This window comes from uncultured Marivirga sp. (assembly GCF_963974845.1).
In the GTDB taxonomy this organism is placed as follows: domain Bacteria; phylum Bacteroidota; class Bacteroidia; order Cytophagales; family Cyclobacteriaceae; genus Marivirga; species Marivirga harenae.
This window is the reverse complement of the sequence record NZ_CAXBEQ010000007.1, coordinates 124,313-135,904: the sequence shown is the minus strand read 5'-3', so window position 1 is coordinate 135,904 and position 11,592 is coordinate 124,313. Positions and strand designations below refer to the sequence as shown.

General features: G+C 36.1%; 9 protein-coding genes. 7 read left to right on the top strand and 2 right to left on the bottom strand.

The annotated features are described in order from the left end of the window. The first annotated feature begins 1 nt into the window (after position 1). Together AAC601_RS15430 and AAC601_RS15425 are read left to right on the top strand one after the other, a co-directional pair. Positions 2 to 340, top strand: coding sequence for a YbaB/EbfC family nucleoid-associated protein (locus AAC601_RS15430; protein WP_303270464.1), 339 nt, complete (start codon positions 2 to 4; stop codon positions 338 to 340). Beyond that, on the top strand, positions 333 to 1,334 hold the full coding sequence (locus tag AAC601_RS15425) for a glycosyltransferase family 2 protein (protein ID WP_340153745.1): 1,002 nt from the start codon (positions 333 to 335) through the stop codon (positions 1,332 to 1,334). Before AAC601_RS15430 ends, AAC601_RS15425 begins: the two co-directional genes overlap by 8 nt. A gap of 26 nt (positions 1,335 to 1,360) precedes the next feature. Here the strand turns inward: AAC601_RS15425 and AAC601_RS15420 are convergent, their stop codons facing one another. Further along, positions 1,361 to 1,960, bottom strand: a complete 600-nt coding sequence (locus AAC601_RS15420; protein ID WP_340153744.1) for a hypothetical protein — start codon at positions 1,958 to 1,960, stop codon at positions 1,361 to 1,363. Next, positions 1,957 to 3,093, bottom strand: coding sequence for a serine hydrolase (locus AAC601_RS15415; protein ID WP_340153743.1), 1,137 nt, complete (start codon positions 3,091 to 3,093; stop codon positions 1,957 to 1,959). Before AAC601_RS15415 ends, AAC601_RS15420 begins: the two co-directional genes overlap by 4 nt. A 626-nt stretch (positions 3,094 to 3,719) precedes the next feature. Between AAC601_RS15415 and AAC601_RS15410 the strand changes: the two genes are divergently transcribed. The 5 genes from AAC601_RS15410 (at position 3,720) to AAC601_RS15390 (ending at position 11,502) form a co-directional block, all read left to right on the top strand. Further along, on the top strand, positions 3,720 to 7,097 hold the full coding sequence (locus tag AAC601_RS15410; RefSeq protein ID WP_340153742.1) for a GEVED domain-containing protein: 3,378 nt from the start codon (positions 3,720 to 3,722) through the stop codon (positions 7,095 to 7,097). A 131-nt stretch (positions 7,098 to 7,228) separates the two neighbouring features. Then, on the top strand, positions 7,229 to 8,167 hold the full coding sequence (locus AAC601_RS15405; protein ID WP_340153741.1) for a proline iminopeptidase-family hydrolase: 939 nt from the start codon (positions 7,229 to 7,231) through the stop codon (positions 8,165 to 8,167). Positions 8,168 to 8,173: 6 nt separating this feature from the next. Further along, positions 8,174 to 9,157 carry a DUF1028 domain-containing protein gene (locus AAC601_RS15400; RefSeq protein ID WP_340153740.1) on the top strand — a complete coding sequence of 328 codons (984 nt, stop codon included), beginning with the start codon at positions 8,174 to 8,176 and terminating at the stop codon, positions 9,155 to 9,157. 31 nt (positions 9,158 to 9,188) lie between these two features. Beyond that, positions 9,189 to 10,385, top strand: coding sequence for a 6-bladed beta-propeller (locus AAC601_RS15395; RefSeq protein WP_340153739.1), 1,197 nt, complete (start codon positions 9,189 to 9,191; stop codon positions 10,383 to 10,385). Positions 10,386 to 10,578: 193 nt separating this feature from the next. Next, complete coding sequence (locus AAC601_RS15390) at positions 10,579 to 11,502, top strand: hypothetical protein (RefSeq protein ID WP_340153738.1); 924 nt, start codon at positions 10,579 to 10,581, stop codon at positions 11,500 to 11,502. The last annotated feature ends 90 nt before the right edge of the window (positions 11,503 to 11,592 follow it).

Below are 11,592 nucleotides of genomic sequence, written 5' to 3'. Positions count from 1 at the left end.
TATGTTTGACATGATGAAAATGATGGGACAAATTAAGGAAGTACAGGGCAAGGTAAAGCAAGCTCAGGAAAATTTAGTCCACATCACAGCAGAAGGAGAAGCCGGTGCTGGGATGGTTAAAGCCAAGGTAAACGGAAAAAAGCAGTTAGTAAGTATTGAAATAGATGATTCTTTGGTGAATGATAATGATAAGGAAATGATCCAGGACTTAACTGTGGCTGCAGTCAATAAAGCCATGGAAGAGGTGGATGTGTTGGCAAAAGAAGAAATGCGTAAAGCTACAGATGGTGCGCTCCCAAACATACCGGGAATGGATTTAGGTAATATGTTCAATGCCTGATAGCGTAGCAGTTGTTATATTAAATTTTAACGGCAGGGATTATCTAGAAAAATTCCTGCCGATTGTTATACAAAATTCCCATCCCTATGAAGTAATTGTTGCAGACAATGCTTCAACAGATGACTCAATTAATTTCCTGCAAGAAAGTCATCCTGATATAAGATTAATTAAGATTTCAGAAAACTTAGGCTACGCTGGAGGTTATAATTATGCCTTAAAAGAAATCAAATCTGATTTCTATATATTACTAAATTCTGATGTGGAAACTACGCCCAATTGGATTGATCCAGTCATAAGTTTGATGAAGCAAAATGAAAATATAGTAGCATGTCAGCCTAAAATTAAGTCATATCATCAGAAAGAATATTTTGAATATGCCGGTGCGGCAGGAGGATTTATTGATTTTTTAGGATATCCATTTTGCAGAGGAAGGATTTTTTCACATCAGGAAAAAGATCAAGGTCAATATGATGACACTATCCCTGTATTTTGGGCTACTGGGGCATGTTTGTTTGTGAAAGCTCAGACCTTTCATGAAGTAGGAGGCCTTGATGACAAATTCTTTGCTCATATGGAGGAAATTGATTTTTGTTGGCGAGCCAAAAATCTTGGTTATGAAATATATTATTGTGGAGAAAGTACTGTTTACCATGTGGGAGGAGGAACCTTACAAGCGGAGAGTCCTTTCAAGACCTATTTAAATTTTAGAAATAATTGGCTATTGTTATATAAGAATCTCAGTAAGGAAGAATTCCATGCTATTAGAAAGCGTAGAAAGCGTTTGGATGTATTGGCAGCTATTCAATTTGTGGCTAAAGGACAAAGAGCAAATGCAAATGCAATTTTAAAAGCCCATCAGGATTTTCGCAAAATGAAAAATGACTTCCAAGCTAATACCTCATGTGGACAGTTACATCCTGAGATTTTACAGAAATCAATAATTAATCAATTTTTTGTAAAGGGAAAAAAGAAATTCTCTGATTTGAAAATATAGCTTAAAACAACCTACTTTATTGAAAGTCAATAACATTCTTGATTATAAAAATCTGCCATCTCCTCAGGTATTTCAAAATAGCCATCATTCATTTTCTCTACAAGTTCAGAGCAGTCCGAAAAAAGATTGGCCAAATGCTTTTTCTTAAATCCAAAGATTCCCTGTGTCACTCTAACCATTTCAGTGGAATTTGCTTTTCGAAGGAACGGGATTTCCAATTCATATCCGCTGTCTGGATCTCTATATTCATCCCAATATAATTTTACTTGACCATTTACAGACAATCGCATAAAGACTTTCTTTCCTTGACCAGGAACGCTTCTATGGAATACAGTAAATAATTCAGTGTAGCTATCATACCATATCGATTCATAAGATAGATCACCAATTTGGTAAAAAACGATATCTTTAGGCCCATATTTTTTATTGAATATCCAATAGCCTTTCATTTTCACTTTGTTGTATATTTTACCAAAAGGCTCAGGACTTCTATCCTGAAGTTGGCCATAAATGGTATCGTTTTGATTAGTCACGATGTAGCCATTCTGATATTCTGATTGAGCCACTGCACTGAAAACACTGGATAGCATCAAGACCATCAACGCTATGATTGGAATATTTTTCATTTGACTGAGTTTTGAACTAGTCTAACCACATCACCTATTTTGGAATTATCAATCCAACGAGTGATAATTACCAATTCATTTTCTTCATCAATTATGATATAGTTTCCTCCAAAACCAGCAGCGTAGTATACATCTTTGGATACGCCTTCCCAACTTTCTTGGCTGTTGTTCCACCAGAGATAGCCATAATCATTCTTGGCCTGTGATGATATTTGGACGCTTTTGACCCAGCTTTCCGAAATTAACTGCTTGTCATTCCATTTTCCATTTCTCATGAAAAGTAATCCGAAGCGAGCATGATCTAAAGTGTTAATGAATATACCGCCACCGAAATGTCCACCACCACTAACAGACTGAACTTTTAATCCATCAACATTTACAAAAGAATTAGGATAACCTAACCATCTCCAGCTTGAAGAGGCTCCAATGGGGTCCATTATATGCTCTTTCAAAATGTGTGGGAGCGGTTCTCTCCAGACTTGTAAGAGTGCATATGCGAGTACATTTACTCTAACGTCATTGTATTTGTAATGAGTACCAGGCTCATGTAAAGTTCTTGCTCTCCAGTCATCGATATTACCAGTCTTAGGAGGTCGGTCTGCCCAGTCATAAAGCCCAAATTGTTGCCCTGACCAATCAGAAGATTGAGTCAGCAAGTGGTCCCAAGAGATTTTTTGATTGTGGTCCCCTTGGAAAGTTCCATCCCATACATACTCATGTACTTTATCTTCAATATTGTCAATCAGTTTTTTATCCAAAGCCAAACCAGCTACAGTAGATAAATAACTCTTTGCAACGCTAAATGTCATATCAACACGGTTTATGTCTCCCCATTCCCCAACAATATACCCTTCTTTTACAATTAAACCGGCAGTTCCAGCTCGTTCTTTGGTTTTGCCCAGGATTTCAAAATAAGGCTCTCTGGAAAAAGCTTCAATTATGGCAATTCGCAAATCCCTATCTACAGAATTTTCATTTTGACTTGCTATGTTGACAGCGCTATCTAGTAATTGCTGGCTCATGTTCATTGAACTAGCAGATTTTCTTTCCCATTCTCGGTCAGGATAATATTGGCTAAAAGCCTCATTAGAGATTAAGAATATGCTGAAAATTAATAGGAGGAGAAATTTCATAGGTTGCGTAAGATTTATTTGAACAATGGAAAATAATCATTTTATATCATATGTAACCGTGGATAGCCAGTTTAAATAGGTGTGAAGTACAATATATTAGAAATGTGCAAATTTATAATGGTTTAGTTTACTTGAGTTTTCTGTCTTATAATATAACTTTTCCGTTAAAATAACTTGATTAAATATTTAAATAAAATAAATTTATTACATCTAGTAGAATTTCCATTTAGGTTGATTTTAAGCTTTATTTTATAAAAAGTGCATGGGTTTTCAGTTTCCATTTCAAAATATTTATTTGTTTTATATTTATTTTTTCAGAATAAAATTCTTATAATTGTGGTTAAATGAAGATAATTAACCGCATAATTGACCAAAACCTACTTTAAGATGTTTAAGGATAATATTGAAGAGCTATTTAAAAACGTCCTTTACCTTTCTCAAAAAATATCATTTAAATTCAATGTACTTACATGTATTTCAAATGGTATGTCTAACCCTAAAATTATGTTTTTAGAAGATTATCACTTTAGATGACATGGCTGGTTGAACAGTAAGTGTTAGAATAATTATAATTTTTTTTAAAGTCGAACCAATACTCGACATATTTTTCACTAAACCTAAATACAATGAATTCAATTTTTACAAAACTAAACCTCATAGCTTTGGCATGTTTCCTTATTGGGAGCACTGCTATGGGTCAGACAAGTCAACAAAGAGCAAAAATCACGAATCAATATAATAAACAAGTATTGACGGAGCTCGAACAAAATTTTTCAGCCAAAGCCCAAAAAGAAAAAGAAGAAGCTATCGCGATGGCTGAACAAAAAGGCTGGGAAGTAAAGATGTATCTTGACGATGGTCGATATGCAGAACTACAAAAAGTAACTGCAACAGGAGAGCCGATTTATTATATTACTTATAATACTGATGCAGCCCGATCCACTAGAACAAATTTCCTGAATTCAGGAGGCGGATTAGGTTTAAACCTAAATGGAGATAATATGACTGCTCACGTTTGGGATGGTGGTTTAGCACGTGCTTCTCACCAAGAATACGATGGGCCTGGCGGTTCTAATCGTTTCTCAGTAGGTGACGGATCTAGCACATTGAACTTTCATGCTGCGCACGTAACAGGTACTATTATCGCATCTGGCGTTCAAGCAAATGCAAAAGGAATGGCGCCACAAGCAAATGCAATAGGTTATGATTGGAATAGTGATCTTTCGGAAGCTACAAATGCAGCTTCTAACGGAATGCTTGTCTCCAACCACTCGTACGGATATAGAGCCAGTCAATTACCCGATTGGTATTTTGGTGCATACATAGCTGAGTCTAGAGATTGGGACAATCTGATGTACAATTCTCCTTATTATATGATGGTAGTTGCAGGCGGTAATGATGGAAACGATAACTCTTCAAACGGTAGTCCATTAGGTGGCAATAGCTCATTTGACAAATTATCTGGACATGCTACTTCGAAAAATAACTTGGTTGTTGCCAATGCACAAGATGCCAACATCGACAGTAATGGTAATTTAATTGGAGTTAGTATCAATAGTTCTTCAAGTGAAGGACCAACTGATGATTATAGAATCAAGCCTGATATTACGGGTAATGGAACTGGTGTTTACTCGACTTATGAAAGCAGTAATACCGCTTACAACTCTATTACAGGAACATCAATGGCATCTCCTAATGTTGCAGGTTCAATTTTAGTTTTGCAAGAACATGCAAACAATGTATTTGGAAATTATGCGAGAGCAGCCACAATTAAAGGTGTTGTTTTACATACTGCTGATGATGCAGGAATCACAGGTCCGGATGCTGTTTGGGGATGGGGTCTAATGAATGCCAAAAGAGCAGCTGAAACTATGACCGGTGCTGGTGATATATCGAAAGTAGAAGAATTAACCTTGAATAATGGTCAATCATATTCTGTTACGGTTGAATCTGATGGAACGAGTCCTTTATTGGCTTCAATTTCTTGGACTGACCAAGGCGGTACTGCAAATACAGGAACTACAAACCTTAGCACTCCAGTATTAGTGAATGATTTAGATATTAGAGTTACTAAAAATTCTACTACATATTCACCTTACAGATTAACTGGTGTGAATAGCAATTCAAAAGGAGATAATAATGTTGATCCATACGAGAGAGTTGATATCAATAATGCAAGTGGTTCTTATACAATTACAGTAACTCACAAAGGATCTTTGGCAAGTGGAAGTCAAGATTTCTCATTAGTAGTAACTGGTCTTTCTGGGACGCCAGTTGTTTGTGATGCCACTACTCCAACTAGCTTATCACCTTCGAACGTAGGTTCAAATAGTGTTGATTTAAGCTGGGATGCGGTAACAGGTACTACCTATGATGTGCGATACAGAGTTTCAGGAACTTCTTCTTGGACAACTGAAAGTACTTCATCTAGTTCTATTACTCTATCTGGATTAAGTTCTACTACGCAATATGAAGCACAAGTAAGAAGCAAGTGTTCTGACGGAAGTAACTCTACTTATTCTTCAAGTGTAAGCTTTACAACTACAGAGGTACAGTTAGTATATTGTGATTCAAACGGAAACAATGTTTCTGATGAGTATATTGGAAGAGTTCAGCTTGCGAGTGTAGATAATTCTTCTGGAGCTGCTGGTTCTGGGTATGCAGATTTCACTTCTCAGTCTACTGATTTAGGTAAAGGAGATGCTAATACAATCACAGTAACTCCAGAATGGACTGGAACAGTTTACAGTGAAGGCTATAGTGTTTGGATTGATTATAACCAGGATGGCGATTTTACAGATGCAGGAGAGCAAGTTTGGACGCAGTCTGCAACGCAAAACACACCAGTTAGTGGAAGCTTTACGGTACCTACCAGTGCCCAATCTGGAAACACAACGATGAGAGTTTCTATGAAATATAATGGGGTACCTACTTCTTGTGAATCTTTCTCTTATGGTGAGGTAGAAGATTATACGGTAAATATTACTACAGGTACTCCTGAAGTATGTACTGTCCCTTCAAGCTTAAGTGTATCAAGCATTGGAGAAAATACAGCTACATTGAGCTGGTCTTCTGAAAGTGCTGCCAATAACTATACTGTTAGAATCAGAGAAAACGGAACTAGCACATGGTCTACATTATCTGCTTCTTCTAATTCAAGAAGTGTAAGTGGGCTTTCAGCAGATACGGAATATGAATGGCAAGTAAGAAGTAATTGCTCAAGCAGTAATTCTAACTATTCTTCTTCTGATCTATTCACGACAGATGCTCCAGTTGTAATAACATATTGTAACTCAAGTGGAGATGATTCAAGCTATGAATGGATTCAAAGAATTGTGCTAGGATCAATTGATAATACCAGTGGTGACAATGGCGGTTATGCTGATTTCACTAACCAAGTTGCAAATGTTCAGCGTGGTACATCTACTTCTATGAATGTTCAAGCCGGATTTAGTGGTAGTAGTTATACTGAATACTGGAGTGTTTGGATTGACTTAAACCAGGATGGTACTTTCAGTACTGGTGAAAGATTAGTTAATGGTTCTTCAAGTAGTAGTAACTTATTGAGTGCTACATTGAATATTCCATCTACTGCTTTGACAGGAAATACTAGAATGAGAGTTACAATGAAATACAATGCTCAGGGAACTCCTTGTGAAACCTTTAATTATGGTGAAGTAGAAGACTATACCGTGAATATAACCAATAGTCCATCGAATTACGCCATGACTGATTTCGATTCTGAGCTATTAGGTAAAGAAGATAATATTGCAAACTTTAGCTTGTATCCAAATCCGGTACAAGGTCAGCTAAATGTAAATATCAGAAATATTGATTCTTCAAAAGGTATAAAGATTTACAGTAGTAATGGTGCTCTTGTAAAATCAATCAATACTGGAAAAGATGTCACTAGCATTGATGTTTCTACTTTAGAAAAAGGAATGTATATCTTGAAAGCGAACACAGCAAAAGAAGCTGTAAGTGCGAATTTCATTGTGAAATAATTCTAGATAAATTAATTGAAATTGAAAACGCATGGAGCTCTGCTTCATGCGTTTTTTTATGTCTTAACTTGAAAAGTGAAATACTTTCAAGATTTATTTATTAATTTGAAATTTAATTAAATCACTATTTCATGAAAATCTATTTAGCTGCGCTGTCACTTTTCTTATTGATTAGTTGTCAAACTAAAGAATCGAAGGATCAACTTTCTGCTCACGAAGGTAAAATTCAAGTAGAAGGAGGTGAGTTATGGTATAAAGTAATGGGGGATGGAGACGGTATTCCGATTTTAACTTTACACGGAGGACCAGGAGGGACGCATCGTTATTTTTATAAACTAAGTCCTCAAAATGAAGATAGAAAAGTAATTCTATTTGATCAGTTAGGCAGTGGTAGGTCAGATTATCATAATGATACCACGCTCATGACGGTTGATCATTTTGTCAATCAAGTGAAGGCGGTTGTAGATCATTTAAAGCTAGAAGGTTTTTATTTGCTAGGGCAATCATGGGGTGGCGCCTTGGCGGTGGAATATTATATGCATCACCCAGAAGGGATCGAAGGTTTGATTCTCACTAGTCCTTTGATTTCAACTCCGCGTTGGGAAGCGGATGCTGATACATTAGTCACTCAATTACCTGATAGTTTACAAAAAATAGTGCAGGAAGCAAATAGAACTGGGGAGTATAATACTCCTGCATATGATAAGGCAAATTCCTATTATTGGAGTCAATTTGGATTGAGAACATCAAAGAAATCTCATCCAATGGATACGGTTGAGGTGTCTGGTAATAGTGTGATTTATAATTATATGTGGGGCCCAAGTGAATTTAGATGCACAGGAACTTTAAAAGACTTTGATAGAACAGCCAGCTTGTCCGAAATTGAGGTGCCGGTATTGTTTTTAACGGGAGAGTTCGATGAAGCTAGACCTGAAACGATTGATTATTTTAGCAGTTTAGTGCCCAATTCAAGATTTGAAGTCGTGCCAGCATCTGGTCATTCAACTTTAAATGATAATCCTGAAGATTATAATCGATTCATAAAAGAATTTCTATCCAATCAAAAATAAAAACTCATGAGACCACTATTCATAATTCTTTGCGCTGCATTTTTCAGTTTCAATTCATTAGCTCAACTTAATAGACCAAACGATCCTCTTGCCCATACCTATTCTATTGTAGCAAGAGACGCCAAAACTGGTGAAATGGCCGTAGCCGTACAGAGCCATTGGTTCAGCGTTGGAACAGCTGTTTCCTGGGGAGAAGCCGGTGTGGGGGTTGTGGCCACACAATCTTTCACCAATAAATCATTTGGCTTAAGAGGCTTGGCCATGCTCAAAGCAGGATTAAGTCCTCAAGAAGCAATGGACAGTTTGTTGAACAATGACGATGGAAAAGCTTTCAGACAAGTCGCAATTTTAGATGTCAAAGGAAGAGTAGCCACACATACAGGAGCGAAATGTATAGACGAAGCAGGTCATGCCAATGGCGATAACTTTTCAGTACAAGCCAATATGATGCTGAACGAAACCGTGGTTCCTGCCATGGAAGTAGCTTGGAAAAAACACAGTGATTTGGCTTTGGCAGAGCGTATGGTCAAAGTATTGGATGCCGCACAAGCTCAGGGCGGAGATATCAGAGGAAAGCAATCTGCTGCACTTTTGGTGGTAAAAGCAGAAGCTTCAAATGAACCTTGGAATGATAGAGTATTGGATTTAAGAGTAGATGATCATCAAAATCCAGGTCTGGAATTAAACAGATTGGTGAAAGTTTATAGAGCCTATGAGCACATGAACCAAGGCGATTATTTTGTGGAAAAGGGTAAAATGCAAGAAGCAATGAACCAATATAATTCGGCCATGGAAATGTTCCCTGAAAACCTTGAAATGCAATATTGGACGGCTATAACCTTAGCAAATGACGGCAAAACAGATCAGGCAGTAAAAATGCTTCAAAAGATTTATAAGCAAGACGCTAATTGGCGAGAATTGACGAAAAGATTACCCAAGGTTGGCTTGTTGGAAGTGGAGGATCAAGAATTAAAGAAATTATTGAAATAAAATTATATTCAACCCAGATTAAAAACCCTTTATGAAATTAACGAGTAGCGTTTTATCTTTATCAATTTTTAGTGTATTTCTTATTTCTTGTACAAACAATGAGAGTAAAGAAAAATCACAAGAGGAAACAATCACAATCGACTTAGACCAAGCCCAAACCTTAAAAACAAGCGATCATTTTGAACTGAAAGATGTCATTTATTTTTCTGACAGTTTGGTGGTGGATAATTTAATGAAAGTTTCCACTCATAATGAGTATGTAGTGCTTCATTGTGGTTGGGGATTAGATTACCTCCTCATAAAGGACATGAAAACGGGAGCGGAGGTAGCGATATCAGCAAAAGGGGAAGGTCCCAATCAATATCAAAAGCTAAGTGATTTCTTCATTAATCATAAAGGGCAGATTGAGTTACTAGACGGACAAGCAGGAAAAATCTTAACCTATAATTTAAAAGGTGAATTGCTGTCAGTATATCAAAATGAAAAACTGCAAAATGCCGGCAGTTTCTTAAGCCTAAATGGTGAGGATTATTTCATTTACGGGGGGAATTTCTATGCTGGAAAGTCAGGTTATCAAATGCAAATTTGGAATAAAAATGAAGGAAAGGTAAAGTCCAGCTATATTCCTTTTGATGAGCAAAAGGCAGGATTTATGCTTTTTATAGAGCCGAGAAATTTCTCCAAGAATCCATCCAGTTTCTATCAGGTTTACAATCAGTACGTTTATGAATTGGGTGAAGATGCGGTTAAAGATTCTTTATATCTTGATTTTGGTCAAGATAACATTCCGGCCGAATTGTTTGAAAATTCTTATCAGGATGTTAGAGAATTTAGCCAAGATATGGCCAAAAGTGGATATGCCTACGGTCTAGGAAATTTTCTATTAGAAGAAAATCTACTATTTGCTTCAGTTAGGAAGAATGAGCAAAATTTTCATTTCTATACCAACACTAAAACAGGGGAATCAACTGTTTTTGATAAGATCAGTAATGATGTTTTCGGTTTGAAAACCGATGAAAAAATCGGCTACCAATATAGACCGGTAGCCATGGATGGTAACGATATTTATTTTATTGTAAGCTTAGAAGCACAAAATGAAAACTTTGGAAAAACGCTAGTTACAAATTCATCAAAAAGTGAGCTGAACCAAAGACTACTATCAAAAATTGAAAATTTTAAAGATGGAGATAATCTGGCGATTGTGAAGTGTGAGATTACTGGATTTTGAATTACACTTAAATCTTCGATCCGTTGTAAGTAAAATATTTTCCCTAGGCATTTTACTAGATCAATTTTTCACTTTTATAATTAAACCTTGATAATGTCGCAATAAACCGCTCGTTGCAGATGATCATTATTGTCTTTGGCATGAAACTTGATTTACTTATATTGTAAAAAGCTTATAACCTAAATAAAAAGAAATGAGAGTTAAGTTCACTTTATATACCCTGTCGGTTTGTTTTTGTCTTGCTATCCTGCTTTCTTGCAAAGAGGAGAAGATAGAGAAAGAACCAGTCAATAATCAAGTTGTAACCGAAAACCCTATCAGTCTAGATGTTATTAAATCCGGAGTATTTATTAAAAACGCTGAAGTAAATGAAGGAAATATTCCTAATGCGACTAAGGATTTCAATTTTACCGTTATTGGATCTGCACATAAACCCGATTTTTCAAGTACTAGCTTTATAGGTGGTTTTTTAAATACTGGCTTTAGAGGAGATGTGTCTTCAATTGAGTCCATTAATGGATATTATATTCAATTTAAAGATTTAGATGGAAATAAAGTAGATAATCATTTCGACCTAGCTGTAAATGATCAAGGCAGCAGTAGATTTTTTGGTGTTTTTGATGAGGTAGTTAGGATGGGGTCTTTTAGTTTTGATATAGCAGTTTACAGCAGTCAGGGTGTAAGTCAAAAAAAAGAAATACGTGTTGATGTGAGAGAATGGGGAGGTACGTCATCTATTATTGGTATATGGAAATTTGACAAAGCATTTGATCACAATGATCAGCAGATTCCAATTGATTGGGTTGATTATTTTTTTGAATTTTCGGAAAATGGAGATTATCTGCGTTACTTCAAAAAAGATTATCAGATCGTAGATTCAGACTCTGAGGAGAATTATTACTACAAGGGTAAATGGTCGTTTGCAGCTAAAGAAGGAGAGTTGGGTACTATTGATTTTTCTTTTATTGATTTAATAAATCCTGAAAGTAGTATTCAATACGATTATGGATCTATTTTTATCATTTCTTCAGTTCGAGTTTTTGATGATGAATTAAGGTTAGTTAGGAACTTTGACACGAATTATGAGACAAGCTTTGTTTTCAAAAGAATAGAATAGTATCAGCTAAAGTATTAAAGAAAATATGGCGCCAGTTCCAAAGCTGGTGTCCATTTAATGTAAGTGTCTAAATCAATTAAAAGCGTTCTG

What these genes read in the sequence shown, in the direction of transcription:
- AAC601_RS15430 (WP_303270464.1), top strand. Translation starts at nt 2, where the DNA reads ATGTTTGACATGATGAAAATGATGGGACAAATTAAGGAAGTACAGGGC.
- AAC601_RS15425 (WP_340153745.1), top strand. Translation starts at nt 333, where the DNA reads ATGCCTGATAGCGTAGCAGTTGTTATATTAAATTTTAACGGCAGGGAT.
- AAC601_RS15420 (WP_340153744.1), bottom strand. Translation starts at nt 1,960, where the DNA reads ATGAAAAATATTCCAATCATAGCGTTGATGGTCTTGATGCTATCCAGT.
- AAC601_RS15415 (WP_340153743.1), bottom strand. Translation starts at nt 3,093, where the DNA reads ATGAAATTTCTCCTCCTATTAATTTTCAGCATATTCTTAATCTCTAAT.
- AAC601_RS15410 (WP_340153742.1), top strand. Translation starts at nt 3,720, where the DNA reads ATGAATTCAATTTTTACAAAACTAAACCTCATAGCTTTGGCATGTTTC.
- AAC601_RS15405 (WP_340153741.1), top strand. Translation starts at nt 7,229, where the DNA reads ATGAAAATCTATTTAGCTGCGCTGTCACTTTTCTTATTGATTAGTTGT.
- AAC601_RS15400 (WP_340153740.1), top strand. Translation starts at nt 8,174, where the DNA reads ATGAGACCACTATTCATAATTCTTTGCGCTGCATTTTTCAGTTTCAAT.
- AAC601_RS15395 (WP_340153739.1), top strand. Translation starts at nt 9,189, where the DNA reads ATGAAATTAACGAGTAGCGTTTTATCTTTATCAATTTTTAGTGTATTT.
- AAC601_RS15390 (WP_340153738.1), top strand. Translation starts at nt 10,579, where the DNA reads ATGAGAGTTAAGTTCACTTTATATACCCTGTCGGTTTGTTTTTGTCTT.